Source organism: Edaphobacter sp., assembly GCF_028283685.1.
Taxonomy (GTDB): Bacteria; Acidobacteriota; Terriglobia; order Terriglobales; family Acidobacteriaceae; genus Edaphobacter.
The window spans coordinates 516,378-543,094 of sequence record NZ_JAPWKF010000006.1 but is presented as its reverse complement, the minus strand read 5'-3'; the positions used below and the strand labels follow the sequence as shown (position 1 = coordinate 543,094).

Annotated in this window: 23 protein-coding genes; 15 read left to right on the top strand and 8 right to left on the bottom strand. The window is 61.9% G+C overall.

Features of this window, described 5'->3' with window-relative positions:
- The first annotated feature begins 21 nt into the window (after window positions 1–21).
- Together PW789_RS10870 and PW789_RS10865 are read left to right on the top strand one after the other, a co-directional pair.
- Complete coding sequence (locus PW789_RS10870) at window positions 22–1,227, top strand: glycoside hydrolase family 18 protein (protein ID WP_299375694.1); 1,206 nt, start codon at window positions 22–24, stop codon at window positions 1,225–1,227.
- Window positions 1,202–2,440, top strand: a complete 1,239-nt coding sequence (locus PW789_RS10865) for a DUF5009 domain-containing protein (protein ID WP_299375691.1) — start codon at window positions 1,202–1,204, stop codon at window positions 2,438–2,440. The genes PW789_RS10870 and PW789_RS10865 overlap by 26 nt, the downstream gene beginning before the upstream one ends.
- Here PW789_RS10865 and PW789_RS10860 read toward each other — a convergent pair.
- From PW789_RS10860 to tyrS, 3 genes are all read right to left on the bottom strand, one after another.
- Window positions 2,437–5,139 (bottom strand): RNB domain-containing ribonuclease, encoded by a 2,703-nt coding sequence (locus PW789_RS10860; RefSeq protein WP_299375688.1) that lies wholly within the window; start codon window positions 5,137–5,139, stop codon window positions 2,437–2,439. The genes PW789_RS10865 and PW789_RS10860 overlap by 4 nt on opposite strands.
- A gap of 24 nt (window positions 5,140–5,163) precedes the next feature.
- The gene (locus tag PW789_RS10855; protein WP_299375685.1) at window positions 5,164–6,006 is read right to left on the bottom strand and encodes a hypothetical protein; all 843 of its coding nucleotides are present in this window, start codon (window positions 6,004–6,006) and stop codon (window positions 5,164–5,166) included.
- Window positions 6,007–6,116: 110 nt separating this feature from the next.
- Window positions 6,117–7,379 (bottom strand): tyrosine--tRNA ligase, encoded by a 1,263-nt coding sequence (gene tyrS, locus PW789_RS10850; RefSeq protein WP_299375682.1) that lies wholly within the window; start codon window positions 7,377–7,379, stop codon window positions 6,117–6,119.
- A 79-nt stretch (window positions 7,380–7,458) separates the two neighbouring features.
- Between tyrS and PW789_RS10845 the strand changes: the two genes are divergently transcribed.
- The 9 genes from PW789_RS10845 (at window position 7,459) to PW789_RS10805 (ending at window position 13,118) form a co-directional block, all read left to right on the top strand.
- Window positions 7,459–7,635, top strand: coding sequence for a DUF2256 domain-containing protein (locus tag PW789_RS10845; protein ID WP_299375678.1), 177 nt, complete (start codon window positions 7,459–7,461; stop codon window positions 7,633–7,635).
- Between the two features lie 7 nt (window positions 7,636–7,642).
- Window positions 7,643–7,870 carry a DUF3253 domain-containing protein gene (locus PW789_RS10840; protein WP_367182536.1) on the top strand — a complete coding sequence of 76 codons (228 nt, stop codon included), beginning with the start codon at window positions 7,643–7,645 and terminating at the stop codon, window positions 7,868–7,870.
- 70 nt (window positions 7,871–7,940) lie between these two features.
- A complete protein-coding gene (locus PW789_RS10835) occupies window positions 7,941–8,399 on the top strand; it encodes an MmcQ/YjbR family DNA-binding protein (RefSeq protein ID WP_299375675.1) in 459 nt (152 codons plus the stop codon).
- 39 nt (window positions 8,400–8,438) lie between these two features.
- On the top strand, window positions 8,439–9,236 hold the full coding sequence (locus PW789_RS10830) for an SDR family NAD(P)-dependent oxidoreductase (RefSeq protein WP_299375672.1): 798 nt from the start codon (window positions 8,439–8,441) through the stop codon (window positions 9,234–9,236).
- An 8-nt stretch (window positions 9,237–9,244) separates the two neighbouring features.
- Window positions 9,245–10,144, top strand: a complete 900-nt coding sequence (locus PW789_RS10825) for a hypothetical protein (RefSeq protein WP_299375669.1) — start codon at window positions 9,245–9,247, stop codon at window positions 10,142–10,144.
- 84 nt (window positions 10,145–10,228) lie between these two features.
- Complete coding sequence (gene fabZ / locus PW789_RS10820; protein ID WP_299375666.1) at window positions 10,229–10,747, top strand: 3-hydroxyacyl-ACP dehydratase FabZ; 519 nt, start codon at window positions 10,229–10,231, stop codon at window positions 10,745–10,747.
- Entirely contained in the window at window positions 10,747–11,532 is a 786-nt protein-coding gene (gene lpxA, locus PW789_RS10815) for an acyl-ACP--UDP-N-acetylglucosamine O-acyltransferase (RefSeq protein ID WP_299375663.1), read from the top strand. Before fabZ ends, lpxA begins: the two co-directional genes overlap by 1 nt.
- A gap of 45 nt (window positions 11,533–11,577) precedes the next feature.
- Entirely contained in the window at window positions 11,578–12,459 is an 882-nt protein-coding gene (locus PW789_RS10810; RefSeq protein ID WP_299375660.1) for an LpxI family protein, read from the top strand.
- A 119-nt stretch (window positions 12,460–12,578) separates the two neighbouring features.
- A complete protein-coding gene (locus tag PW789_RS10805; protein WP_299375657.1) occupies window positions 12,579–13,118 on the top strand; it encodes a peroxiredoxin in 540 nt (179 codons plus the stop codon).
- 87 nt (window positions 13,119–13,205) lie between these two features.
- Here the strand turns inward: PW789_RS10805 and PW789_RS10800 are convergent, their stop codons facing one another.
- Both PW789_RS10800 and PW789_RS10795 read right to left on the bottom strand, forming a co-directional pair.
- Complete coding sequence (locus PW789_RS10800; RefSeq protein ID WP_299375654.1) at window positions 13,206–14,060, bottom strand: hypothetical protein; 855 nt, start codon at window positions 14,058–14,060, stop codon at window positions 13,206–13,208.
- A gap of 163 nt (window positions 14,061–14,223) precedes the next feature.
- Window positions 14,224–16,119, bottom strand: a complete 1,896-nt coding sequence (locus PW789_RS10795; protein WP_299375651.1) for a lytic transglycosylase domain-containing protein — start codon at window positions 16,117–16,119, stop codon at window positions 14,224–14,226.
- A gap of 111 nt (window positions 16,120–16,230) precedes the next feature.
- Here PW789_RS10795 and lepA point away from each other — a divergent pair, with 111 nt between their 5' ends.
- Window positions 16,231–18,033, top strand: a complete 1,803-nt coding sequence (lepA, locus tag PW789_RS10790; protein WP_299375648.1) for a translation elongation factor 4 — start codon at window positions 16,231–16,233, stop codon at window positions 18,031–18,033.
- Between the two features lie 374 nt (window positions 18,034–18,407).
- On the opposite strand, the gene PW789_RS10785 is transcribed toward lepA, so the two are convergent.
- Window positions 18,408–19,094, bottom strand: a complete 687-nt coding sequence (locus tag PW789_RS10785) for an OmpH family outer membrane protein (protein WP_299375644.1) — start codon at window positions 19,092–19,094, stop codon at window positions 18,408–18,410.
- 1,052 nt (window positions 19,095–20,146) lie between these two features.
- On the opposite strand from PW789_RS10785, the gene PW789_RS10780 reads away from it, so the two are divergent.
- Window positions 20,147–21,130, top strand: a complete 984-nt coding sequence (locus PW789_RS10780; protein ID WP_299375641.1) for a response regulator — start codon at window positions 20,147–20,149, stop codon at window positions 21,128–21,130.
- 151 nt (window positions 21,131–21,281) lie between these two features.
- On the opposite strand, the gene PW789_RS10775 is transcribed toward PW789_RS10780, so the two are convergent.
- Both PW789_RS10775 and PW789_RS10770 read right to left on the bottom strand, forming a co-directional pair.
- Window positions 21,282–21,653, bottom strand: a complete 372-nt coding sequence (locus PW789_RS10775) for a histidine triad nucleotide-binding protein (RefSeq protein ID WP_299375638.1) — start codon at window positions 21,651–21,653, stop codon at window positions 21,282–21,284.
- A gap of 7 nt (window positions 21,654–21,660) precedes the next feature.
- Window positions 21,661–22,977 (bottom strand): M48 family metallopeptidase, encoded by a 1,317-nt coding sequence (locus PW789_RS10770; RefSeq protein ID WP_299375635.1) that lies wholly within the window; start codon window positions 22,975–22,977, stop codon window positions 21,661–21,663.
- A gap of 342 nt (window positions 22,978–23,319) precedes the next feature.
- Here PW789_RS10770 and PW789_RS10765 point away from each other — a divergent pair, with 342 nt between their 5' ends.
- The gene (locus PW789_RS10765; protein ID WP_299375633.1) at window positions 23,320–25,050 is read left to right on the top strand and encodes a metallopeptidase TldD-related protein; all 1,731 of its coding nucleotides are present in this window, start codon (window positions 23,320–23,322) and stop codon (window positions 25,048–25,050) included.
- Window positions 25,051–26,706: a metallopeptidase TldD-related protein gene (locus tag PW789_RS10760; protein ID WP_299375630.1), complete on the top strand. Its 1,656-nt coding sequence runs from the start codon at window positions 25,051–25,053 to the stop codon at window positions 26,704–26,706.
- The last annotated feature ends 11 nt before the right edge of the window (window positions 26,707–26,717 follow it).

Here is a 26,717-nt window from a genome sequence, read left to right as displayed (position 1 = left end):
GCCGGTAACCTTGTACAAATCATGATGTTTCGAGCGGTCCGACGCGGCGTGGCCGCGCTTCGCCTGGTGGCGTGCCTTGCCCTTATCCCAGCAATCCCGGGAGTCTTCCCCATGCTGCACGCCGCAACGACAGACCACAAAGAGATCATCGGCTATGTCTTTCCGCAGAACCGCGTCCTCACCCCCGGCGAAGTGAATGTCCGCAAGCTGACGCGCATCAACTATGCCTTCGCCAACATCCGCAATGGAGAGATCGTCGAAGGTTTCTCTCACGACGGTGAAAACCTCGCGATCCTGAACGGCCTGCACCGCGAAAACTCCGCACTGAAGATTCTCATCTCAGTCGGCGGCTGGACCTGGTCCGGAGGCTTCTCCGACGCCGCACTCACGCCACACTCGCGCGAGCGCTTCATCGACAGTGCCGTCCGCTTTATCGAACGCTACAAGCTCGACGGCATCGACCTCGACTGGGAGTATCCCGGCCAGGCCGGCAGCGGCAACACCTTCCGCCCCGAAGACAAGCACAACTTCACGCTGCTGCTGGCCGAGCTGCGTGAACGTCTTGACCGTGAGCAGAAGCGGCTCGACCGGCGGCTCTATACCTCCATCGCCACCGGCGCCTCAGCCAAGTACATCGACCACACCGAGATGGACCAGGTCGCGCTCTACGTCGACAGCGTGAACATCATGACCTACGACTTCTATGTCGGAGGCCCCGCCACCGGACACGATGCTCCGCTCTTTCACAACCCGGCCGATCCCAAGCATGTCTCCGCCGACAACGCTGTCTCGCTCTTCCTCAACGCCGGTGTGCCGGCCGGCAAGCTCGTTCTCGGCGTGCCGTTCTATGGCCGCAGCTGGGGAGAGGTCCCGCCGACCAATCATGGCCTTTTTCAACCCGGCAAGGCCGCCCTGGGAGTTCACTTCTCCTATCCCGATCTCCCCGCCCTGCTCGCCCAGGGCTACGTGCGTTACTGGGACGCCGACGCGGGCGTACCCTATCTCTACAACGCCCACAAACGGATCTTCGTCACCTATGAAGATCCCCAGTCCATCGCCGGCAAATGCCATTACGTGCGAGACCACGAGCTCGCCGGCGTGATGTTCTGGGAGTACTTCAACGACACCACCGGCATCCTGCTCAATGCCGTTCACGCCGGGCTGACGCCCGTGCCAACTCCTGCAGTCGAGGCCCCCGACCATGGCAACAACGCACCCGCAAAGTGACCTCAAGACGCGCACCGTCAGCGCGCCGCGCGTCGCCTCCATCGATGTCTTTCGCGGACTGACGATGATCGTCATGATCTTCGTCAACGACCTCGACGAGATCAAAGGCCTGCCCTGGTGGACCCACCACGCGCCGGGCAAGGTCGACCTGATGACCTACGTCGACATGGTCTTCCCCGCCTTCCTCTTCATCCTCGGCATGGCCATTCCCCTCGCCACCGCACAACGGCTGCGCAAAGACCCGTCGATCCTGCACCTGTGGGGACACGTCCTGCTGCGCTCCGTCTCCCTGCTCGTCCTCGGCCTCGTCCTCGCCAACGCGGGTGTTGGCGATCCCTTGCTGATCCACATGAATCCGTATCTGTGGGCCATCATCGCGCTGCTGGGAGCAATGCTCTTCCTTCAGGTCTATCCGCCCTCAGAAAAATACGCGGCTCTCTTCCCTGTGTTGCGCAGCGTCGGCCTGATCACCGTCGTGGTGATGTTCGCGATCTTCCACCGGTCCGATCAATATGGCCTGGTTGGCTGGATCAAGACCGCCTATCCCGAGATCCTCGGACTGATCGCCTTCACCTACTTCTGCGTCTGCCTGCTTTACCTGCCCACACGACGCTGGCTGTGGGCGCCGTTCGCGTGGTTCGTCGCGCTCTCCGCATTCTGCGCCGCCTGCACGGCGAAGTGGATCACCTTCCCGCAGCACCTGTCGCTCTACCGCTGGCCATTGGACAACGGCGCGTGGGCCTCCATCGCCATGGCGGGCGTGGCAACCTCACTGATCTTCGTCGGCCCCGCCAGCCTGCGCTGGCCCACCTTCGCGTCCAAGATGAAGCTAGCGCTGCCGTTCGCCGCGATCTGTCTCATCGCAGGCCGCCTGCTGACGCCGCTAGGCATCTCGAAGATTCGCGCCACGCCAACCTGGTGCCTCTACTGCGTGGGAAGCTTCGTACTGATCTTCTCGTTGCTCTACTGGATCTGCGACGTGAAGAAGCACACCCGCTGGGCAGCCTTCACCAAACCCGCCGGGGCCAACACGCTGCTCACCTACCTGCTGCCCGATCTCTGGTACTTCGCCATCTCGGTCCTGGGCGTCACCTGGTTCCATAACCACTTCTCTGAAGGCATGCCCGGAGTTCTGCGCACCGTGGTCTTCACCGCGATGATCGTCGCCATCGCCGGTGTGCTGACCAGGGCAAAGGTCCGCCTGCAGCTTTAACGGCGCTTGCCCTTGTTCTTCTGGTTGCGGGCGCGGGACTTCGTCTTGCCGCCCGCCTTTCCCTTCTTCCGTTTGCCGCCGCGGTCGGGGCTCGTATGGGTCGCATCCCTCGCGACACCCGCCTCTTTTTCTTTCTTCGACCGGCGCAGCGAGCGCGGTGGCGCGGCGTTCTCATACTCCTCCGGCATCAGCGCAAACTGCAGCCGCCTTGCCTGCCGATCGATACGATCCAGCAGCACATGCACCCTTTGCCCCATCTTGAAGACACGACCATTCCGCCCGCCGACGATGGTGCGGTCCGTGTCACGGAAAAAGTAGCGATCATCCGCAAGGCTGGCAATCGGCACCATGCCTTCGATGAACATCTCATCCAGCTCGACGAAAAATCCATACTTCGTGCAGGAGAGCAGGATGCCCTTGAAGTCCTCGCCGACGCGGTCCTGCATGAAGCGCATCTTCTTCCACTCGATCACCTCGCGCTCGGCATCGTCAGCGCGACGCTCCGACAGACTGGACTCCGATGCAATGCCGTTCAGCTCTTCCTGCGGCAGCGGTCCCTGCTGCTCGCCGTGATGCGGTATCCGCTTCACGGCCTTCTCACCCCACGGCTGCGGTTCGCTGCTCGGAATAGCGAACCCTTGCGCATCGGCGCCGTTGCGCAGAAGAAAACGCAGCAGCCGATGCACGATGAGGTCCGGATAACGCCGGATCGGCGAGGTGAAGTGCGTGTAGCTGGGTGAAGCCAGCGCGAAGTGCCCTTCGTTTTTCTCGCTGTAGCGTGCCTGCTTCAGTGAACGCAGCATCAGGTAAGCGAGGATGCGTTCTTCAGGCTTGCCCTGGATCTTCGCCGTCAGCCTTTGATACATCTGCGGCGTTACCGGGATGGCGTCCGGCACCTCGTGCGTCTGCGCCTTGCGCCTGCCATCGCTGCGCTGCGCATCGCGACGGTCGCCCCTGGTCTGCACGCGCTTGACCGGAAGATTGCTGAAGCCGAGCGTGTAGCCGAACTGCGATGCCGTCTCCTCAAACTCCACAATGCGCTTGGGGTCCGGCGTCTCGTGGATACGGTACATGCCGGGGATGCCATTCGCTTCAATCCAGTGCGCCACGCACTCGTTGGCCGAGAGCATAAACTCTTCGATCAGCCGATGCGACCAGCCGCGCTCCGAACGCACGATGGACTGCATATTGCCCTGCGGATCGAACAGCACGACCGGCTCCGGCAGATCGAAGTCCAGCGAGCCGCGGCGCCTGCGCTTGGCGTTAAGCTTCAACGCCAGTTCATACATGCGGTCGAACTCCGGCGTCAGCTCGCCAAACTCCTTGCGCACCGCTTCATCGCCGTCGAGGATCGCCTGCACCTGCGTATACGTCATGCGCCGCGCGCTGCGAATGATGCCCTCGCACACCTCGAAGCCGACCACCTCGCCCGCATTGTCGATCTCCATGATGCAGCTCTGCACCAGGCGGTCTTCGTCGGGACGCAGGCTGCACATGCCGCTTGAAAGATCGTTGGGCAACATCGGAATGGCTCGATCGGGGAAGTACACCGAGGTGCCACGCAGCCGCGCCTCCAGATCAAGATCCGTGCCGGGCGTCACGTAGTGCGAGACGTCGGCAATATGTACCTGCAGCTGCCAGTTGCCGTTCGCCAGCTGCTCAACATAGACCGCATCGTCAAAGTCGCGCGCCGTCTCGCCGTCGATAGTCACGATCTGCAGTCCACGAAAATCGCGGCGCAGCGCCAGCTCATCCTCGTGCAGTGTATCGACGGTCTGCTTCGCAGAGTCTGCCGCCGCGGCCAGTACGTTGGCCGGAAACACATGCTGCAGATGGTGCTTGCGGATGATGATCTCGACGTCGACGCCAAACGCATCCGGCGGTCCCAGCACCTCGATAACGCGGCCCCGCGCCGGTCTGCCGGGCGATGGAAATCCGGTGATCTCGACATCGACCGCAAGCCCTTCGAGCGGAGTCTGCGGATTCTCCTCCGCCGTCCAGAGACGCTTCTGCTCCTGCGCCTCATCGCCAAGTACGCGATGTGGTGTCACCTTCGGCTCCGGCACAATCTCGTCGCCGTCTTCAATCAGGATGGGCTGCGTCATGCGCTCGTCGAACGGCGTCACGTAGTTGCCTTTGGCGAGCGGAAGATTCTCCCATGCGTTGCGCCGGTGCGTACGTGCGTAATGAAAGATGCCGACCACCGTAGGATTGCGTCGCGTCAGCACACGCGCGACACGGCCCGAGCGACGGCCATCGCGGCCTCGCGGAGCCTCATCGACCAGAACTTCGTCGCCCTGCATGGCGCCGTTCAACTCGTTCGGCGGAATAAAGAGATCGTCCTCGCGGTTCGTGCTGCCATTGGGGCGCACAAAACCATATCCGTCGCGGTGCAGGTCGATCCGTCCGGTCAACAGGCGCTCCCGCGTGGGATGCAACTCGTCCGCCAGTGGACTGCGCGAAACCCGCGCCGTCTTCGCCGGAACCGCCGAGGGCATGCTCCAGTGGTCGCTGTCGATCTTCACTAGAGCGCCGCGTGCCGTAATGCGTGCCAGCTGTTCCAGCAGCAGGCGACGCTCGCGCCCGCCACCCAGTCCAAGCTCGCGGATGAGCTGCTTGTAGCCTGCGCGTTGTCCCGCAGAGCGCTCGATCAGGCGGATCAGTTCACGGTCGGTGTACTTGTAAGGATGCCCGGACATTTCACCAAGGATAGCGCGATTGCATCAACGGCTGGCGTTGAGTGAGGTAGGCTCGGGTCGCAGGGTATTCGCCGCCTGCTCGAGCGTGGTGCCATTCGGCATCTGGCGCAGGTCGGTCTTCACCTCGTCCTCCTGCTCGCTGATGGTCTTGAAAAAAAGCACATGGCCGTTGAAGTGGATGTGCGACTCCGTAATCGTCCAAACGCCGGGTCCAATCTGTCGACGCTCGATGTTGAAGGTCCCGTCCTTCTCCATCTTGCCCAGGATGCCGAAGCCGAACTTCACATCGTAGAGCAGGTGCCCCTTCAGCGACTGCATCCGATGCCCCGGCTTCGTCACGACAATCTCACCCGCCATCGCGGCAAAGACGCGCGCCTCCATCGAAGGTGCCGAGAAGTTGGGATCAGGCGTAAAGGCAAGCGTGGTTACAGTCGGCGAGTCGCTCTTGATGGACCACAGAAACGCATCCGGCAGCATCCGCAGCATCTTCTCCGCACGAGCGTCATCCTGCGAGCTGTCCTTGCGCTGCTTCTCCTGCTGCGAGGGATCGTGGACGAAGGAGTCGATACGCTTCATCTCGGAGTTGAGAGCACCGCCATCGAGCGGCTTTCCGTTTTCCTCAATCTTCTTCTTCACCGACCCCTTGTCCGTCTCGACAACGATGTAGAGAAAGTGTCCCTCGGGCCGGGTGATATCGGACCGGTAACGCCAGCGAGTGTGATCGGCTTTATCGGCGGCGAGTTCGGTTTCAACGGCAGTCTTTGCCATCGCCTGCGCCCTGGGGTCCTGCTTCTGCTGCGCGTTTGCAATCAGGCTGAATGGAAGGGAGAGAGACAAAAACGTGCAGGCTAGCAGAAGCGATCTCATTGAAACCTCTCTCTGTTGGATGCAAGCATAAGGAAGGCGTAAGCAGATGACCCGGCGCTCCGTTTACGCCCATCTTACAAACTATTTGCTTCTCACAACTTACAGCTAGCCTAGTCTGTCCATTCCACCCGGACAGACCGCTTGCCCAGCCGCAGAATCGGGCTGTCGCCCAGAGCCTCAAAAGTAACCGCACGATCGGAGAACTTCTCCCCGTTGATGCTCACGGCGTTCTCGCCCAGCTTGCGCGTCGCCTCGCCGGTGGATGCAGCAAGCCCCGCCAGTTGCAGCAGCTTCGGCGTGCGCACTGCTACCGCCGGCTGGTCGTCGACCGCGGTCGACAGCCCTTCAGCTCCCTTCGCGATCTTCACCACCGCCACATCCTCGCTCACCGCCTTCTGCTGGAACTGCTTCGCCCAGCCCTCGGCGGCCGCATCGGCTCCTGCCTGCGTGTGGAAGTCCTTCGTGACCGTGTAGGCGAGGTTCTTCTTCGCCTGCATGGGATGCAGTTCGCCTGCGGCCACCTGGGCCTTCATCGCCTCGATCTCCGAGCCGCGCAGGTCGGTCAGCAGCGTCCAGTAGCGCCACATCAGCTCATCGGAGACCGACATCAGCTTGCCATACATCTCCGACGGCGCCTCGTGAATGCCGATCGCATTGTTCAGCGACTTCGACATCTTCTGCACGCCATCCAGCCCCTCGATGATGGGCATCATCAGGATGCTCTGCTGCGGCTGGCCGAAGTGGCGCTGCAGGTCGCGGCCGCGCATCAGGTTGAACTTCTGGTCCGTACCGCCCAGCTCCACATCGGCGCCCAGCGCAACCGAGTCGTATCCCTGCGCAATCGGGTAGATCATCTCGTGCAGCGCAATGGGCTGCTCCTCGTTGAAGCGCTTGTGAAAGTCCTCGCGCTCCAGCATCTGCGAGACCGTGAACTGGCCCAGCAGCTTCACGAGGTCGTAGTACGAGAGCTTATCCAGCCACTCCGAGTTGTAGCGAACCTCGGTCTTCTCAGGATCGAGGATCTTGAAGACCTGCTCCTTATAGGTCTCGGCGTTGGCCGCAATCTGCTCCGGCGTCAGCGGCTTGCGCGTGACGTTACGGCCCGTCGGGTCGCCGATCAGCGCGGTTGAGTCCCCGATGAGAAAGATCACCGTATGCCCCAGCTGCTGAAAGTGGCGCAGCTTGCGGATCAGTACCGTGTGGCCCAGATGAAGGTCGGGTGCCGTGGGGTCGAAGCCGGCCTTGATACGCATAGGCTTGCCCGAGGCGATGGACTGCTGGATGCGCTCCTTCAGCGATTCGAGAGGAAGGATCTCGGCGGTACCCTTGGTGATGAGGTCTAGCTGGTCTTCGAGCGATGGGAATGTCGGCATAATCGCTTTTAAGTATAAAGAGGCAGGGGCCCTGAGCCGAACCATCAAAAGGCTTTGAGCAGAAAGAGGCCGAAGGCCGATGCCGGACAAGCGACCAAAACGCGAGAAGGAGACGCCGCACAAGGAGAAGCTCTGCAAGACCTGCGGCCGCCCCTTCGCCTGGACCGAGGCGCGAGCCAGGGACTGGGACGTCGCCAAATTCTGCAGCCAGCGGTGCAGCGGCTACGCCAGGGGCGAACACGCAGCCGAGTCTTGAGGCCGCGATCCTCGATCTTCTCGCCGAACGCGGGCCGGGAAAGACCATCTGCCCCTCCGAAGCAGCGAAGCACGTCGGCGGCACCTCCTCGCGGCGCGACTGGGAGGGCCTGATGGAGCCGGCCCGCGAAGCAGCCCGCCGCCTGGTCAAAGCCGGGCGCATCGTGGTGACACAAAAGGACAAGGTCGTTGATGCCGCCACCGCAAAGGGCGCCATCCGACTGCGGCTGCGATAAACCCTCGAAGCTCGAAAAGCGGGGCAAGCTCAACCCGAAGCCCATCCACCAGCGAACTATACTCAGGCGCATGGACGCTGAACGCCTCAGGGCCATCCTGCTGCAGCTGCCGCACGTCACCGAGACGATGCAGTGGGGTGCAAACCTCGTCTTCTGGGTAGGCGACAAGGCCATCGGAGGCAAGATGTTCGCCCTGGTCGATCTCGACGGCGAAGGCGGCCCGGTCATCTCCTACGCCGCGGGCCCGGAGCGGTTCGCCGAACAGGTTGAACTGGAGGGAGTCATCCCGGCGCCATACCTCGCCCGTGCTCACTGGATCGCAATCGAGCGCTGGGACGTCTTCCGCGCCCGGGAGTGGCAGCAGGAGCTTACCGCCGCGCACTCCATCGTCTTCGCCAAACTGCCCAAGCGGGTCCTGCAGACACTTTCCCTGCCGCTCAAAGAGCAGAAGAGGCTGATCGCGCAGCAAAGATTGCTCGCCAGCTCCAAACCAGCCGCACGGCCAAAGAAACGGGCAAAAAAAACATAAGGTTGCAGCAGGACGATGGATTTCGTTAGCGTCAGGGATATGAATCAGATTGAAGGAGTCTCTCTGTCGCTGGCAGGCCGCGTCGCCCTCATCACCGGCGGCTCACGCGGCATTGGAGCGGCAACGGTGCGGATGTTCCGGCAGTCAGGCGCGAAGGTCGTCTTCAGCTACCGTGCCGCCGAGGCGCAGGCCAAAGAGCTGGTCGCGGAATGCGGTGGGGAGGAGTTCTGCGTTGCCGTGAAGCAGGATCTGGCCTCAGCCGCCGACGGAGCCGCCCTCGTCGCTGCCGCCATCCGCGCCTTTGGCAGGCTGGACTGCCTGATCGCTAACCATGGTGTCTGGCCGCCGGTCGATGCCCCCATCTCCACCATGACCGACGAGCAGTGGCGTTCCACCCTGGCCATCAACCTCGACAGCATCTTCGGCCTCGTGCGCGCCTCGGTCGCACAGATGCAGGCGCAGCCCGCCCTCAGCGGCCCACGCGGCCACATCGTCCTCGTCGCCTCCACGGCAGCCCAGCGCGGCGAGGCCTTCCACGCCGACTACGCCGCAAGCAAGGGCGCCCTCATCAGCCTCACCAAGAGCCTCTCCTCCGAGCTGGCGGGCCAGGGCATCTACGCCAACTGCGTCGCGCCCGGCTGGGTCGTCACCGAGATGTCCGCTGCAGCCCTTGAGCATCCGGAGACGTCAAAGAAGGTGCTGGCGACCATCCCGCTGGGCCGGGCCGCCTCGGTCGAGGAGATCGCCGGGCCAATTCTATTTCTATGCACGCCGCTGGCAGGATTCATCTCAGGCGAGATCTTCAACGTCAATGGCGGCGCCGTGCTGGTTGGTTAACTGGAGTGATGATGAAGCGTTGGTGTGCTCTGCTTTTGGTCTTCGGAATCGGAATCGGTGCCGGCTCGGCATCGCAGGCTCTGGCGCAGGCATCCAGTATTCCCAGCGCCGCGCCGACGCAGAACAGCGGCATGTCGCAGGAGGAGCTGGGCAAGAAGCTGATGGACGAGATGCTCGATGCCCTCGGCGGCCCGGCCTGGCTCGACCGCAAGTACATGCAGGTCTCCGGGCGCACCGCAGCCTTCTTTCGCGGGCAGCCCAACGGCATCGTGGTCGAGTTCAACGGATGGCGGAGGTTTCCAGCCTCAGGCCATCCCGCCGGAGAACGCATCGGCTTCCTGACCGACAAGAGCATGTTCTTTCCCGGCAAGAAGGTCGACGTCATACAGATCTATCACGACAGCACGGCCGACGAGGTGACCTACAAGGGCAGCAAGACGCTGCCGAAAGAGATCATCGAGGACTACAACCGGCGGCAGAAGCACTCCATCGAAAACGTCGTCACCGAGTGGCTGAAGGCCCCCGGCGTTATGGTCATCGCGGAAGGCCAGACGATGGTGGAGCGCAAGATCGCCGAGAAGGTCACCGTGCTGAGCGCCAACAACGACGCCGTCACCATCGAGCTCGACGCCACCTCGCACCTGCCCCTCCGCCGCACCTTCAAGTGGCGCAACGAGCAGTTCAAGGACTTCGACGAGGACACGGAGACCTACGACGACTACCACCTGGTCGATGGCCTGCCCACGTCCTACACACTCACTCGCTATCGCAACGGCGACATGATCAACCAGCGCTTCTACACCAAGGTGATCTACAACCAGGAGATCCCCAACGACATGTTCGACCCGACGCATCTGCCGCCCCCGCAGAAGGAAAAGGAAGAAAAGAAGAAGAAGTGGCAGCACTGAGAGGCCATCTCCCTGGATGGCCTCTCACAAACGGCCTGACCAGCAGCAATGACGCTGCCTGAGCGGTTTATACTCAGGTCTGCCATGAGTGAATCGACAGAAACCACTGCAGTACCGGTCGCGGCGCCCGAGACGCCCGCCACGAAGCAGACGATGGACATCACCGAGATCATGTCCATCCTGCCGCACCGTTATCCCTTTCTGCTCATCGACCGCGTGGTCGAGATCGAGCGCAAGCAGCGCATCGTCGCCATCAAGAACGTCTCCTTCAACGAACCGCACTTCCAGGGACACTTCCCCGACTACCCCATCATGCCCGGCGTTCTGATGGTCGAGGCCATCGCGCAGGCTGGCGGCGCTCTCCTGCTCACCGAGATCCCCGACCGCGAGAGCAAGCTGATGGTCTTCACCGGCATCGACAGCGCCAAGTTCCGCAAGCCCGTCGTCCCCGGCGACCAGCTGCGTATCGAGGTCAAGGTACTCAACTGGCGCTCCACCGCCGTACGCATGCAGGGCATCGCCACCGTCGACGGCAAGGTCGCCTGCGAGGCCGTCGTGATGTGCGCTCTTGTACCGCGTGTCAAACAAGAGGCGAAGGCTTAGTGAGTATCCATCCCACAGCGATCGTCGCCGAGGGCGCAAAGATTCCCGCAAGCTGCACGATCGGCCCCTTCTGCACCGTGGGTCCGAACGTCACGCTCGGCGAGCGCTGTCAGCTGGTCTCGCACGTCGTCCTCGACGGCCACCTGACGATGGGCGACGACAACCGCGTCTTCTCCTTCGCCTGCATCGGCATCGCGCCGCAGGACCTCAAGTACAAAGACGAGCCCACCGAACTCGTCATCGGCAACAAGAACGACATCCGCGAGTACGTCACCATCTCGCGCGGCACAGTGGGCGGCGGCGGCAGAACGCGCGTCGGCTCCAACTGCCTGATCATGGCCTACGTGCACATCGGCCACGACTCCGTCATCGGCGACGGCTGCATCCTGCCCAACGGCTCTACTCTGGCTGGCCATGTCACGGTGGAGGACTTCGCCGTGCTCAGCGCGAACGCTCCCGTCCATCAGTTCTGCACCATCGGCAAATACGCCTACATCGGCGGCGGCACCACCATTACGCAGGACGTGCTTCCCTACTCGCTTACCAGCGTGGAGCGCAACAACCACGCCTACGGCATCAACAAGGTCGGCCTCGAACGCAGAGGTTTCACGCCTGACGAGATCAAGCAGCTGCGCTCGGCCTACAAGCTTCTGCTCGCCTCAAAGCTGAATACCACTGACGCACTCGCCTCCATCCGCGAGAAGATCGCCTCAGGCGAATTTGGCGACAAGGTGGCCTATCTCGCAGACTTCATCGCCAAAAGCGAGCGTGGCGTCATCAAGTAGCACTAACGCCCAGGCTATTCCCGGAAGGGCAGTATCTTTGATGTGATGGCTACCAACGACAAGCTTGGCCTGATCGCCGGAAACGGCCGCTTCCCTTTTCTTCTGCTCGACGCGGCTCGCGCCCACGGACTCACCGTCGTGGTCGCAGCGATCAAAGAAGAAACCGACGAGGCGATGAACATCCGCGCCTCCGCCGACACCAACGTCCACGTGCATTGGATGTCGCTGGGCGAGCTGTCTCGCCTCATCGACACCTTCCACAAGGAGGGCGTCACGCGCGCCGTCATGGCCGGCCAGGTGAAGCACAAGCAGATCTTCTCCAGCATCCGTCCCGACTGGAAGCTCGCCAAACTGCTGATGAACCTGCGCACCCGCAACACCGACATGCTGCTGGGCGCCGTCGCCAAGGTGCTGGGCGATGAGGGCATCGAGCTGATCTCGTCGACACAGTTCCTCGAGCCGCTGCTGGCGAAGCCCGGCGTGATGACGAAGCGCGCGCCCGACGAGCAGGAGCAGAAGGACATCGACTATGGCCGCACCGTCGCCCGCGCCATCGCAGGCTACGATCTCGGCCAGACGGTCGTCATCGCGGCGCAGGCCTGCGTCGCCGTCGAAGCCATGGAAGGCACCGACGCCACCATCGAACGCGCAGGCGCACTCTTCCGCACCCTCGACGCCGAAGACGCCGCCCGCACCGACGCCGCCGAGAGCACCACGTTGCGCCGCGCCCTTACCGTGGTCAAGGTCGCCAAACCCAATCAGGACATGCGCTTCGACGTCCCCGTCGTCGGCGTTCCCACCATCCGCACCATGCAGCGCGCCGGTGCCACCTGCCTCGCGCTCGAGGCCGGGCGAACCCTCATGTTCGACCCCGAGGCCATCGCCACCGAGGCCGACAAGGCTGGCATCGCCATCGTCGCAGGATGAGCGGTTTATCGCGCAACATCACGAAAGCGTAAAATTCCTCTGCATCGCGGAACAACATGCGTCCTGACGCTTCGGGACTCGTCTAACGATCAAGCTCTCAAAACTGAAGGGGAACGACAATGCGCAAAAGTATTTGGATCGCAGCAATCCTTGCCGTGGTGGCCACCTGCGGCTTCGGCATCAAGGCCCACGCAGCCGACGAAGTACAGGCAGGCGCCAGCGCGCCGAACTTCACCCTGCCCTCACAGGAAGATAAGCCCGTCAGCCTGAGCGACTACAAGGGCAAGTGGGTCGTTCTCTACTTCTATCCCAAGGATCAGACGACGGGATGCACCATCGAGGCGCACAACTTTCAGCGCGACATGGCGAAGTATGACGCCGCGCACGCCGTCGTGCTTGGCGTAAGCCTCGACACCGTCGAGGGCCACAAGGCCTGGTGCTCCAAGGACACCTTCAGCTTCAAGCTGCTCGCCGATCCCGATCACAAAGTCGTCGATGCCTACGGCGTTCCCGTCTCGCAGCACGGCGACATGAAGTTCGCCGCGCGGCAGACCTTCCTCATCTCGCCCAAGGGCAAGGTCGTCAAGGTATGGCCGAAGGTCGACGTGCAGACCCACAGCGAAGAGGTCCTGGCAGAGATCGCAGCACAGAAGAAGTAGCCAGCTTATCGGCAGACGCAAAAAGGCCCGGGCGCTCACGAGGAGCAGACCGGGCCTTTTTGCTTGCCTTAGGTTAGAAGCTACTAACTACTTCTTGGCAGCCGTCTTCTTTGCCGGAGCCTTCTTGACGGCCTTCTTCACGGCCTTCTTTGCCGGAGCCTTCTTCACAGCCTTCTTGACGGCCTTCTTCGCAGGGGCCTTCTTGACGGCCTTCTTTACTGCCTTCTTTGCTGCTACTTTCTTCGTTGCCAAGGTAATACCTCTCTTACTAGATTTTTTGCTGCTTGCCGTACCCTTTTTGCTGGCCACCTTTTTGGAGGGGACCATACCGCCGCGCCGGGTACCGGCCTTCTTCGCGGCAGATTTCAATGTCGTCTTCTTGGCGGCAACCTTCTTGACCGCCTTCTTTACAACCGCCTTCTTGGCTGCCTTCTTCGGAGCAGCCTTCTTCACGGCTTTCTTTGCGGGAGCCTTCTTGGCAGGGGCTTTCTTTGCCGCTGCCTTAACCGCCTTCTTCGCCGCTGCCTTCTTGGCTGCTTTTTTCGGAGCGGCCTTTTTAGCAGGAGCTTTTTTGGCGGGAGCCTTCTTCGCCGGAGCTTTCTTGGCGGCTGCCTTCTTCGCCGGGGCCTTCTTCACCACGGGAGGAGCAACCGGCTCACGGGCCACGGGAACTTCCGATTCGCGGCTGGCAGGAACATAGGGCTCGGAAGATGTCACAGGCGCTGCAAAGAGGACAGCCTCTTCAACGTGCACGCTCGTCTCTTCGTCCTCATCCTCTTCGTCGGCGTGGAAGGAACCCTCGTCGTCATCCGAAGAGACGATCACCTCTTCCTCTTCTTCATCGTCCTCATCATCGAAGCGATGGCCGAGGTCGTCATCATCGTAATCATCCCCTGCCGCGGCTGCTGCATGAAGCTTGATCGTCTCGTCGTCGAACATCATGATCGCCTTATCCTCTGCTTGATCTCTTCGTCAGCGAATCGCATTTCCATGATCCGTTTTGCGATTCGATGCAGATTAACTCTACCTCTACATCCGGCGAGATTCTAGCAACAGAATGCCTACATGTGCCAGCAATGGCAAGCACTCTTTTTTGTTAGGTAGCTTATCGAGCAGCCTTCGATTTCTTCTTGGAAGAGGATGGGCTCGTCTTGCTCGATGAGGTCTTCGCGGAAGAGCTCTTTGCAGGCGATGATTTCGTCGTGCTCTTCGTCGCTTTCTTCGACGATGCGCTCGATGATTTCGAGGATGCCTTCGACGTCTTCGACGAAGAAGAACGCGACGCTCTGCCGCGTGTGCGCGTCGATGGCGCAAGCTTTACCGGCGCAGCGACAGCAATCGTGCGGCCCGGCGCAATCGTATTCGAGCTCAACCGATTCCACGAGCGAAGATCTTCCACCGACACGCCGAAACGATCGGCAACGGTAATGAGAGTATCCCCGCGCCGCACCTTGTAACGCTGCGGATGCGAACTCGTCACGGTCGCGACAGGCACGACAAGCTCGTCGCCTTCTTCGAGGCTTTCGCCCGGCTTCAGGCTGTTGGTCTCAGCGATCTCGCTCGCACGAGCATGAAGCGTCGAGGCAATCGTATCGAGCGCTTCCCCGGTGCGCACCACGTGGAAGCGCCAGCTCGACCGCTTCTCTTCCGGGATCTCCTTGATGCGCGACGTAAAGGCATCGCGCGTGCCAAGAGGGATGTGCAGATCGAACGGCGCATCGTGCGGAGTGTTCATGCGCAGCAGACTCGGGTTCAGCGCAACAATCTCCTCCAGCGAGGCATTTGTCACGTCCGCCACCAGGTGCAGGTCGACCGTGTAGTCGATCGTCACCGTATCGGAGACCACAGCCGCCATCGGCTGAATCTTGTCGAGCCCGTACTTCGTCGGATTCTTCGACATGATGATGGCGGCGATGATGCCCGGAACGTAGTTCTTCGTCTCGCCGGGAAGATTGCCGCGACGATACAGCTCCCAGAAGTCGGCGTAGCCCGTCTTCATCACCGCGCGCTGCACATTGCCCGGGCCCCAGTCGTACGCCGCCATGGCAAGATACCAGTCGCCGAACTGATCGTAGAGCGACTTCATATACCGGCCGTAGGCGCGGGAAGACTTCTCCGGGTCGAAGCGCTCGTCGACCCAGCCATTGCGAGCAAGGCCATATGCTCCGGCAAAGGGCATGAACTGCCACATGCCAGCCGCCCCGGAGTGCGTATTGAGAGCCTGCGGCTGGAAGCCCGACTCCGCGACCGCGAGATAGATCAGATCCTGCGGTACACCCTCTTCACGCAGAATCTTCTGAATCATGTCCTTGTACTTGCCCGCGCGCTCCAGCGAGCGCAGCAGGTGCGCATGGCCCGTCTGCGAATTGGAAAAGTAATTGATATAGCCGGCGACATAGTCGTTCACCACAAGCGGAAAATCGGACAGCGTCGTCTTCAGCTCATCGTTCAGCTGCGCGTTGAGGGCAGCATCCGATTTAAACGTGACCTCATTCGCGGCAGCATCGAGAGGAGCTGCTTCGATGACAGGCGAAAGACCGTTGCCCTCCTTCAACGCGGCAAGCTCAAGCGAATTAACCGAGTCCAGCAGATGCTCAAACTCGTCCGCAAGCTGCGGATCGTGCTTCAGGTCGAGTCCGCTGGTCAGCATCAGGTCGACCGCCGCATCGAAGTCCGCGCGCGCAGCCTCAAGATGCCCGGCACGATAGTTCTCCACGCCGGTGCGATAGCTCTGTTCCACGCGGTTGATCAACTGCTGCGCTTTGTACGCATTGGCGGCATCGTTGACGCTCTGCGCCGTGCCGGTTCCGGGAGCCGCAGTCTGCGGCGCGGCTGGGTTCGCGGCAGGCGTCGTGGGAGCCGTCGCCTGCGCAGGCACCTTGCCTGGCGCACCGGCCTGCGGCGTACCGTTCTGCGGGCAGCCGGCAAGCAACACCAGCGGCGCACACGCTGCGGCAAGCATCCAGCGCCGCACAGAATTGTTCTGATTCAACCGATGCATCGTTCCTGCTCATTGTATGACGTTGCAGCCGCAGAAACGGTCCGCCGACGTGCCTGCCTCCCGCATCTCACGCTGCTATCATGGGAGATTGAGGCATTCCGTCACCTACGTATGAACCCCAGTCACATTCGAAACTTCGCGATCATCGCGCACATTGACCACGGCAAGAGCACACTGTCGGACCGTCTGCTGGAGCTGACGGGAAGCCTCACCTCGCGCGAGATGCAGGCGCAGGTGCTGGACGCGATGGACCTCGAACGCGAACGCGGCATCACCATCAAGGCCCACACCGTCCGCATGATGTACAAGGCCAATGACGGCGACACGTATCAGCTGAACCTGATCGACACGCCCGGCCACGTCGACTTCAGCTACGAGGTCTCTCGCTCGCTCGCCTCCTGCGAAGGTGCGCTCCTCGTCGTCGATGCCTCGCAGGGAGTCGAGGCGCAGACACTGGCCAACGCCTATCTCGCCATCTCCAACGGGCTTGAGATCATCCCCGTCATCAACAAGATCGATCTCCCCAGCGCGGACATTCCCCGCACCAAGGAGATGATCGAAAAGTCCGTCGGCCTGCCCGCCGACGACGCCATCCCCGTCTCCGCCAAGACGGGCCTGAACGTGGCTGAGATTCTCGAGGCCGTGGTTCACCTGCTGCCTCCGCCCAAGGGGGACGCCGATGCTCCCCTGCAGGCGCTGATCTTCGATAGCTGGTTCGACCCGTACCGCGGCGTCATCGTGCTCGCCCGTGTGATCAACGGACGCATGAAGAAGGGTCAGAAGATCAAGCTGATGTCGAATGGCAGGATCTTCGACATCGAGAGCATGGGCGTGATGACGCCCAAACCCGTCGAACTGACGGAGCTCTCCGCGGGCGAGGTCGGCTTCTTCGTCGCGACAATCAAGAATGTAGCCGACACCAAGGTCGGCGACACCATCACCGACGTCGAAAGACCCTGCGATGAGGCGCTCCCCGGCTTTGAAGACATCAAGAGCATGGTCTTCGCCGGTCTATACACAGTCGATACGCACGCCCACGGCATGCTGCGCGATGCGCTGGAGAAGCTGCGCCTCAACGACAGCTCGTTCAACTTCGAGCCCGAGTCCTCCGTCGCCCTCGGCTTCGGCTTCCGCTGCGGCTTCCTCGGCCTGCTGCATCTCGAGATCATTCAGGAGCGGCTGGAGCGTGAGTACAACCTCGACCTGATTATCACCGCGCCCGGCGTGCAGTACGAGATCACTCTGACCGACGGCAGCGTGATCACCGTCGACAATCCCTCGCGCTGGCCCGACCCGAGCGAGATCGAGCAGATCGAAGAGCCCATCATCGAAGCCAAGATCCTCACCAACGAGGAGTATCTCGGCAACATTCTCAAGCTGGTCGAAGGCAAGCGCGGCGTGCAGAAGAACATCGAGTACGTCTCCGAGACGCGCGTGATGATCACCTACGAGCTGCCGCTGAATGAGATCGTCCTCGACTTCTACGACAGGCTGAAGTCCGTCTCCCGCGGTTATGCCTCGCTCGACTACCACCTCGCCGGCCGCTGGGTCTCTCCCATGGTGAAGATGGACATCCTCGTCTCGGGCGAGCCCGTCGACGCGCTCTCCATCATCGTCCACCGCGACTTCGCCTACGATCGCGGCAAGGCATTGGTCGATAAAATGCGCGAGCTGATCCCGCGGCAGATGTTCGAGGTCGCCATCCAGGCCGCCATCGGCTCGAAGATCATCGCCCGCTCCACCGTCACGGCCATCCGCAAGAACGTCATCGCCAAGTGCTACGGCGGCGACATCTCGCGCAAGCGCAAGCTGCTGGACAAACAGAAGGAAGGCAAGAAGCGCATGAAGCGGATCGGCAAAGTCGACATCCCGCAGGAGGCCTTCCTCGCCGTGCTGAAGGTCGGCGAAGAGTAAGTCATCCGGTAAGCCATCGACCCACTGGAGCGCCCTGCATGTTGCGCTCCAGTGCCCATCTGGCAGGGGCCGATTTCGTCAGATGCGCAAAACGCCATAACACTGCTGTAACTTTCATTTGTGGAAAGCGTTGAAATCAGCGGATTTCCCCGCAGGGGCCTTCGCCTGCCTGCACAAATACTCCGCTCCATCCCGTAAATATCTGATTACAGGATACATATACTATCTGGACGATATCCCCTGTATTGACAGGCAGATAGCCCCTCGGCTCCCTACCAGCAGCTACGCCTGAAGTATTCCACAATATTTTCCACAGACAAAACATCTGGCCTCCCCCGAAGGAGAGGCCAGACGGAAAAGCATGGAATTGCTGGTTACTTGGTCGGGGGCTTGGTGGCCGCAGGACGCGGACGGGTCGCCGACGGGGTCGGAGCCGACGGGGCCGGAGCGGCAACGCCGGAGGTCGTGTTGTATGCGTTCACCACAGCCAGGGTGATGTCGATGTTCGGATTCTGCGTCGCCCACATGACATTGCTGGTCTGCTGGTTGCTCACGTCGAGCAGCAGGGTGTAGCCGTTCTCGGCAACATACTTCTGCACCGTGCCCGAAACCTTGCGGGCTACCTTGCCGTAAGCCTCCTGAACGTCAGCCTGGTACGCGTTGTTCGCGTCCTCGGCATCACGGTTCAGCTGCTTTTCCTTGGTGTCGATGTTCTTCAGGCGGGTCGCACGCTCCTCATCGGAGAGGGTGGCCGGCGCGCTCTGCAGCTGCTTCTTGAGCGATTCGACCTCCTGACCGAGAGACTCAATCTGCGCGCGCTTGGGCTCGTACTTCTTCTGCACACCCTGGACAGCCTGCTGGCCCTCGTTGGTGGCGAAGACAGCCTGCTCAAAGGCGATCAGAGCAATCTTGGCGGGAATTGCCTGTGGCGGAGGCGGAGGCGTGTTGGCAGCAGCGGTGGCCGGAGCAGCAGGAGCAGGGGTAGCAGCCGTCTGCGCGTGCGCAGCGACAGTCGAGAGTCCCACGCCAAGCGCGGAGACAAGTACGAGAGAGCGATTCATGCGGTGTTTGGTACTCCTTCGGGTTCGTTCGCTAAATCAACCGGTCGTAGGTGCATGAACGCGACCTTCCGAGCCAATGGCCCTGCATCCGCTCAACAATCCGCTCGACCTGGAACGGATTATCTGTACCTCGATCTCCGGCTTCCCAATAAGGGCCGGAAGGGAGCGAGAGGGCTGCCAGAACACCACGATTATAGGGTTCTCCATGTGGCGGGTCAAACATTCCCGGCTAAATTGATCGTCCCTTGATTCTTCCAAAGACTCTCTCAGGATTCGCCCAGACTCTCCCAAAATCTGGAGCCTTAAACCTTCAAAAAACGGAATTGTGGACGCTTCCGCTTGAGTCACCTGCGTAAACGCCAGTAAATAGCGATTTAGCGAATGGCACATGGATTGCTCTATATATTCCCGTCAGATCGTTCTGGGAACCGCCGCGGCGGAACTGAGGACGACAGATCTGGCGCCGGCAGGAAGGAAGCTGAGTCCATAGATGACACAGCCCGCATGCAAGGCGTCGGTTCCCCGCCAAGGGTGAACCAAAGTTTATGGGAGGCCAGTGACTGGCCATCAGTATAAGGATAAAGAAGCAAGAGGCAGCTGCTCCGGCAAATTCCGGAGCGCACTCGATCCCCGTCTCTGCCTTGGCTTCTCTCGGTACGGTACAATAAAAAAAGAGAAGGCTTGCCAAGCAATCGGATTGCGCGTAGCCTGTCTCTGGCAACCGGCTGAGTGTGCCACACGAATGCAATCCGCCAACGGAGGGCTTCGGAGTTGGCAGGAGCGGCACCGCCGGACCTAGTTGCTAACTGTGAGGGTGAAGGAAGAGCCGGATGAGGTCTTCCGTGCTGTCAGTGCGGTTGCATGCAACATGCCGACAGCGAGTATCAACATTTTGTTGACGTTCCGTTTTGAGTACAACTTGAGATCGTTTTCTCCGACGCCGCACTACGGGTTTGGTTCGTACCCTGTCTCAAAGGACAGATTCGACGAGACACGTGCGTCCGTGGGAGTGAAACGTTAAAAGCGCCTTTGGCGCAGCAGGAAGTGGAAGCATGACTTCAGAGCAGAATATGCCCGAGGTGCAGTCGCACCAGGGTTCCACCGCGGTCCCCATTCCCGATGGAGATTCGCAGTATGCCGGCGGGTCATCGGCCCCAGGCATGGGCCAGTCCAAGAGCAGCCGCCGCCGGCGGCGTAAGCGCAAGAACAAGGGCCTGCCCTCGGAGGCTGGAGCACCCCAGGCAGAAAGCAGCCCCCAGGGACAGCTTCCTCTCGCGGAGGGCGCCGCTCCCGCACAGGCCGCGCCCCAGCAGTCTTCGGGACAGCCCTTCCAGGGTGGACAACAGCAGCAGGGCAACGGCAATGGTGCCAAGCGCTGGAAGAAGAAGTTCCGTGACGGCGGCCGCGGCGATCGTCCGCGCAGCCAGAGCGGCGGCGACTTCAATGCCAGCGGCCAGTATCAGCAGACCCACCAGCCGGGCAACAGCACCTTCAAACGCTCCAAAGGGGGCGGCGGAGGCGGCAAGCAGCAGCGCGGTCCTCGCAGCTTTGTAGGTCCAATGGACCACAGCTACCGCGAGGTAAACGGCAACTTTGCCGATACTCCTCCCTCCACCATCGACACCGGCAATCACCGCCGCTCGAACGGCCACGGCCGCAACTTCCATGTCAGCGATTCGCAGCCCATCGACTACTCGCAGGGCCGTACGATCCCGATTCCGGAAGATGCGCCGACGAAGATCCTCTTCTTTATCGAAGACCTCTTCTTCACGGCAAAGATTCAGGAGACCTCGCGCAAGCTGGGCGTCAAGGTCGCGTTCGTCAAGAACGACAAGGACGTGATCGCGCAGCTGACGACCGGCGAAGAAGAGCGTCCGGCGCTGATCGTATTCGACCTCAACAACACCGCAGCCAAGCCACTGACGCTGATCCCCAAGCTGAAGTCGAAGCTGAAGCGCGGGACCTCCATCATCGGCTTTCTCTCGCACCTGCAGGGCGACCTGAAGGCCAAGGCGGTCGAGGCCGGCTGCGACTAGCGTCATGCCGCGTGCAGCGTTCTCGCAGAACCTGCCGAACCTGCTGCGCCGCTACGGCGCCGAGGAAGAGGAAGAAAACAACTACAACCAGTAGCCATGCTGCTGGCGTAACTGAAGGGCGAGCCATTGCGGCTCGCCCTTCTTCTTTTCTCTAGCCTGGAGGCCAACTCATCCGGCGGCCGCCCAGCAGGTGCAGGTGCAGATGATGCACCGTCTGCCCTCCATCGTCGCCCGTATTCACGACGATGCGAAAGCCCTTCTCGAGTTCACGCGCCTTCGCCAGCTCCGCCGCAGTCGCCATCATGTGCCCGAGCAGCGGCTTGTGCTCTTCGAGCGTCTTCGCCACCGAAACCATGTGCTCCTTTGGAATGATCAGCAGATGCGTCGGCGCCTGAGGATTGATATCCGGGAAGGCGATGCAGTGTTCGTCTTCATAGACGCGGTTGGCCGGAATCTCTCCCGCAATAATCCTGCAAAACAGGCAGTCCGGAGATGTTTTTAAAGCAGACACAGATGGAGTCATAGAACCTTCACTTCTTAAAAAACTTTGGATGCCGATCTGCGTTCCAGGGATCGTATGCTGCGGCAAATGCAGCGCGATAGGCGACCGATGGATGACTGAACGTCCAGAAGGTGACAAACGCATTGGGGTTGGGATCGGTCAGCGAGACCTCTCCAAGAACTTGAAACGCCTGTTGCGCCGCCGTCTGCGGATCGGCGACGATGCCATGGATGACCTCCTGCCCGTAGATGTCGGCCTCATGCTCGTTCATCCGGCTGTAGCCATTCACTACGGGTTCGGTGAAGAACGATAGCACGGAGAGCACCAGCAGCATCACCGCCAGCATTCCCCAGTCGTTCTGCGAAGGGATATGCCAGTCTCTGCCGTATCGTTCCAGCAGCCATCGCACGCCGCGATAGCCGAGATAGAACTCCACCAGCAGCAGCACGCCAAGAAAGGCGAGCGTCTTCGGAATGTGATTGAGCACATAGTGCCCCAGCTCGTGGCCGAAGATGAAGCTGATCTCGTCCGGCGTGGCCTTGGCAGTCGTGTTGTCCCAGACCACCACACGCTTCGACGCGCCATAACCGGTGACATAGGCATTCAATCCCGTCACCTTCTCGCTGGCCTTCATCAGGTACATGCGGCCAGGCGGAATCTGAACGCCTCCGCGCGCAACGACCTGCTCCAGGCGATCGACCAGCGCCGGATCGGACTTCGACAGCGGCTCGAACTTATTGAACAGGGGATCGATCAGCACCGGAGCCACAAACACCGAGACCAGAACCAGAAGCATCGCCGGAATCCAGAACCAGAACCACCAGCGCGACGGCGAGCGGCGGATCACCCGGAACAGCAGCATCACGACAGGCACTCCAACGGCAAGCGTCAGCAGAAAGCCCTTACCGGCATCGGCAAACCAGCTGCCCCAGCCCTGCACCGACTGGCCGTAGCTCACCGAGACATGATGCCCATACATATCCAGCGGCAGCTCCAGCAGCGTTGTCGCCAGCAACAGCAGCAGCGCGAAGACAACGCCCTGCACCCACCGGTTGCGGCTCAGGTTTACCGCAACGTCGCGCATCCGGGCGATCCCGCCCAGCCCCAGCAGCAGCACCAGCGAGACGATGCTCCATCCGCTCGAGACGAAATCCAGCACCACGCGGATGTGCGAGTAGGCGATCGCGCGAGCCAGCGTCTCGGGCGGCAGGGAGTACGCTGGCTTTGCCGGATCGCGCTTCGGCGAAGCCGTCTGCGCAGGCTGCGACGGGCTACTATTCCCCTGGGCCCCGGCAGGCGGCTGCGCCCCGGCCGCAAGACTCATGCCGCCGGCAAGGATCAGCATCAGGACCATCCATCGGCAAAACCACGCGCTGCTGCTCAGACTCTTCAAGATTCCATCACCCTTGCCTGCTCATCGCCCGGCTGATCCCCAGCGCTTTGCATATCCCAACACTTTGCATATCCATGACCACCGCCTGGCTGTTTCGCCCATTCAGGTTGTGTCAGTTTGCACGAAAGCGATACCCGCGGCAAACCTCGCACTACCCCTGACGCCGTTGTCATCCGTCCAACAGGCAACATCACGCTCTGAAGCTTCAGACACGCAGGGAGCAGATTCGATACACTCCACTTCAGCTAGACGCCAACCAGAATGCACCTTGACGCGAAACGAGCTCTCCATCCGATGATGCAATATCGTGCCAGCCTCTCCCGCGCCACGGGCCTTGCCCTGGGAGCCATCCTCTTCTCCTCCGTGCCCCTGCACGCCGCTGACGCTGCGAAGGCAAACACCGCGCTGCTGGAGGCGATGAGCTCTGAGCTTGGCCGCGCAATGAACTCCCTCGGGGCCATCGGCGACGAGAAGCAGCCGAAGCCCTACTACCTCAGCTACTCCGTCTCCGACTCCGACAGCTTCAATATGAGCGCCCAGTACGGCGCCATCACCGGGCAACACGAGAGCCGCCGCCGCACCGCAGACGTGCAGATGCGCATCGGCACGCCGGAGGAGGACAACACCCACGGCGATCACCGCACCAGCGCGCTCACCACCATCCCCCTGCCGCTCACCGACGACCGCGATGCCATCGACCGCAGTCTCTGGTTCGCCACCAATCGTGGATACGCCCGCGCGCTCGACGGCTACCTGAAGGTGAAGACCGAGCAGCAGGTGCGCGCTAAAGAAGAAGACTCCTCCGCGGACTTCTCAAAGGAGAAGCCTGCCTCCGAGATACTGCCCGCCTCCGCCCCGCTCAACGCCGATCACACCCTCTGGGAGAAGCGACTGCGCGAGCTCTCCGCCCTCTTCCGCCAGTACCCCGATATCTTCTTCGATAACGTCGCCGTGCAGGCTGCGACCGAGACCGCCTACTTCGTCTCCTCCGAAGGCACCAGGGTGGCGACCCCCAATCACGTCGCCCGTCTCGTCATCGTCGCTCGCACCCGCGCCGCCGACGGCATGGACCTCTTCCGCGCCGAGACCTTCGAGGCCGACTCTCTCGCCCACCTCCCCGACCAGAAGACCGTCATCGAGAAGACCACCGCGATGGCGAAGAACCTCGTCGCCCTGCGCTCTGCTCCCATCACCGAACCCTTCAACGGTCCGGCGATCCTCAGCGGCCGCGCCTCCGCCGTCTTCTTTCACGAGGTCCTCGGTCACCGCCTCGAAGGCCAGCGCCAGCGCGGCGACGACGAAGGCCAGACCTTCACCAAGCTGCTGGGCAAGCAGATCCTCCCCACCTTCATGAGCGTCACCGACGATCCCACCCTGAAGGACTTCGACGGCCAGCCGCTCAGCGGCCACTACAGCTACGACGACGAAGGCCAGCAGGCGCACCGCGTCGACCTCATCAAGGACGGCGTGCTCGAAACCTTCCTCATGTCGCGGCTTCCCATCGCCAGCTTCGCCAACTCCAACGGCCACGGACGCGCCGAGATCGGCCGCATGCCCACCGGCCGGCAGGGCAACCTCATCGTCAGCTCCACCAAGACCGTCAGCGACAAGGAGCTGCGCCAGATGCTGATCGACGAGGCAAAGAAGCAGGGCAAGCCCTACGGCCTCTACTTCGAGGACATCTCCTCCGGCTTCGCCGTCACCACCCGCCGCTCGCCGCAGGCCTTCCAGGTCATCCCGCTGGTCGTCTACCGCGTCTTCGTCGATGGCCGCCCGGATGAGCTGGTGCGCGGCGTCTCTATCGTCGGCACCCCGCAGGCCGCACTCAACCGCATCGTCGCCACCGACGATCATCAGCAGGTCTTCAACGGCATCTGCGGCGCCGAATCCGGCAGCATTCCCGTCAGCGCCGTCGCCCCCGCCATGCTCGTCCGCGAGATCGAGACCCAGCGCCAGGCCCAGGGCACCGCACGGCCCCCCATCCTGCCCCCACCACCCATCGACGACGCCAAGGAGAAGCGATAAATGGCGCACACCATCTCACTCTCGCGTACCGTCGCAGCCGCCCTGCTCTTTGCCTCCTGCGCTGTCGCAAAGACATCCTTCGCACAGTCCGACGACCCTCTGATGAAGGCCATGCAGGCCGAGCTCGAACGCGAGAAGGCGCAGCTCGTCCTCCCCGGCATGCAGCGGCCCTATTTCATCGAGTACCGCCTCGACGACTTCACCAGCTACGAGGCCGTCGCCAACTACGGCGCCCTCACCCGCGAGGAACAGGGCCACCAGCGCATCGTGCGCGTCAACGTCCGCATCGGCGACCACAACATCGACTCCAGCAGCGGACGCGGCGAAGGCAGCGTACAGCTCGCTCCCGATGACAACGACCCCATCGCCCTGCGCTACGCCCTCTGGACCGCCACCGACGACGCCTACAAGAACGCCCTGCGCGCCTACTCCGCCAAACGCGCCGCGATGGAGCGCTTCCAGTCGCCGAGCGCCGAACAGGACCTCGCCCAGCAGAAGCCTCTGGTCAAAATCGAACCGCTGCGCAAGCTCGACATCGACCGCGCCGAGTGGCGCAAGCGCATCATCACCGCCAGCGGCCTCTACTCCAGCGCACCCGAGGTCCGCAGCTTCGCCCCGCTGGTGCAGTATTCCACCGCCAACATCCGTGCCATGGTGCTCAATCGTTACCTCGTCAACACCGAGGGCACCGCCGTGCGCTACAGCACCAGCGGCTATAACAACGCCATCAGCGTCGGCACGCAGGCCGGCGACGGCATGCGTCTGAGCCGCGACAACGGTTCGGTCGCCGTCAGCGCATCGGAACTCGAAAGCTGGCCGGCCTTCCGCAAGCGCGTCATCGACGACATCAAGACCCTCGAAGACCTGCGCAATGCCCCGCTCGTCGATTCCGAGGACTATCACGGCCCCGTGCTCTTCTCCGGTGACGCCGCCTCCGACGTCATGAACCGCCTCTTCGTCGATAACGTCGAGGCCGACCGGCCCGACATGGGCACCGCCGCGCGCACCACCGGCGCCTATGCCTCGAGCTATCGCGCACGCGTGCTGCCCGAGTTCATGAACGTCGTCGACAATCCCCTGGAGACGACGTTTGCCGGACGCTCCGTCATCGGTGCCTACACCATCGACGACGAGGGTGTCCCCGCCCAGTCGGTCGACGTGGTCACGGCAGGCAAGCTCCAGAACTATCTCATCGGCCGCACGCCGGTGCGTGACTTCCCCATTTCCAACGGCCACGGCCGCGCCGCGCCGGGTGCGGCAGCGCACTCCAGCTCCAGCGTGATGATCTTCACCGCCACCAATCCGCTGCCGCCCGCCGCGATGAACCAGAAGCTTCTATCGATGGCGAAAGACCAGAAGCGCGACGTCTACGCCGTGGAGACCATGGGCGGCGAGGCGCCGCGGCTGCTCTACCTCGTGCATCCCGACGGCAGCCGCCAGCTGGTGCGCGGCGCCAGCTTCGACGAGCTCGACAACCGCAGCCTGCGCTCCGAGATCATCGCCGCCGGCAATGATCCCTACGTCAACGACATGCTCGCCGCGCTGCCGCAGACCACCATCGTGCCCAGCCTGCTCTTCGGCGACATCGGCGTCAAGCGTGCCAACGAGGAGCAGCAGAAGCTGCCCTACTATCCTCCACCGCCGCCTGAAAAGTAAGATCGGGAGAT

Excerpts from the sequence above, each read along its gene's own strand:
- PW789_RS10870 (WP_299375694.1), top strand. The coding sequence starts at position 22 with ATGATGTTTCGAGCGGTCCGACGCGGCGTGGCCGCGCTTCGCCTGGTG.
- PW789_RS10865 (WP_299375691.1), top strand. The coding sequence starts at position 1,202 with ATGGCAACAACGCACCCGCAAAGTGACCTCAAGACGCGCACCGTCAGC.
- PW789_RS10860 (WP_299375688.1), bottom strand. The coding sequence starts at position 5,139 with ATGTCCGGGCATCCTTACAAGTACACCGACCGTGAACTGATCCGCCTG.
- PW789_RS10855 (WP_299375685.1), bottom strand. The coding sequence starts at position 6,006 with ATGAGATCGCTTCTGCTAGCCTGCACGTTTTTGTCTCTCTCCCTTCCA.
- tyrS (WP_299375682.1), bottom strand. The coding sequence starts at position 7,379 with ATGCCGACATTCCCATCGCTCGAAGACCAGCTAGACCTCATCACCAAG.
- PW789_RS10845 (WP_299375678.1), top strand. The coding sequence starts at position 7,459 with ATGCCGGACAAGCGACCAAAACGCGAGAAGGAGACGCCGCACAAGGAG.
- PW789_RS10835 (WP_299375675.1), top strand. The coding sequence starts at position 7,941 with ATGGACGCTGAACGCCTCAGGGCCATCCTGCTGCAGCTGCCGCACGTC.
- PW789_RS10830 (WP_299375672.1), top strand. The coding sequence starts at position 8,439 with ATGAATCAGATTGAAGGAGTCTCTCTGTCGCTGGCAGGCCGCGTCGCC.
- PW789_RS10825 (WP_299375669.1), top strand. The coding sequence starts at position 9,245 with ATGATGAAGCGTTGGTGTGCTCTGCTTTTGGTCTTCGGAATCGGAATC.
- fabZ (WP_299375666.1), top strand. The coding sequence starts at position 10,229 with ATGAGTGAATCGACAGAAACCACTGCAGTACCGGTCGCGGCGCCCGAG.
- PW789_RS10810 (WP_299375660.1), top strand. The coding sequence starts at position 11,578 with ATGGCTACCAACGACAAGCTTGGCCTGATCGCCGGAAACGGCCGCTTC.
- PW789_RS10805 (WP_299375657.1), top strand. The coding sequence starts at position 12,579 with ATGCGCAAAAGTATTTGGATCGCAGCAATCCTTGCCGTGGTGGCCACC.
- PW789_RS10800 (WP_299375654.1), bottom strand. The coding sequence starts at position 14,060 with ATGATGTTCGACGACGAGACGATCAAGCTTCATGCAGCAGCCGCGGCA.
- PW789_RS10795 (WP_299375651.1), bottom strand. The coding sequence starts at position 16,119 with ATGCATCGGTTGAATCAGAACAATTCTGTGCGGCGCTGGATGCTTGCC.
- lepA (WP_299375648.1), top strand. The coding sequence starts at position 16,231 with ATGAACCCCAGTCACATTCGAAACTTCGCGATCATCGCGCACATTGAC.
- PW789_RS10785 (WP_299375644.1), bottom strand. The coding sequence starts at position 19,094 with ATGAATCGCTCTCTCGTACTTGTCTCCGCGCTTGGCGTGGGACTCTCG.
- PW789_RS10780 (WP_299375641.1), top strand. The coding sequence starts at position 20,147 with ATGACTTCAGAGCAGAATATGCCCGAGGTGCAGTCGCACCAGGGTTCC.
- PW789_RS10775 (WP_299375638.1), bottom strand. The coding sequence starts at position 21,653 with ATGACTCCATCTGTGTCTGCTTTAAAAACATCTCCGGACTGCCTGTTT.
- PW789_RS10770 (WP_299375635.1), bottom strand. The coding sequence starts at position 22,977 with ATGCTGATCCTTGCCGGCGGCATGAGTCTTGCGGCCGGGGCGCAGCCG.
- PW789_RS10765 (WP_299375633.1), top strand. The coding sequence starts at position 23,320 with ATGATGCAATATCGTGCCAGCCTCTCCCGCGCCACGGGCCTTGCCCTG.
- PW789_RS10760 (WP_299375630.1), top strand. The coding sequence starts at position 25,051 with ATGGCGCACACCATCTCACTCTCGCGTACCGTCGCAGCCGCCCTGCTC.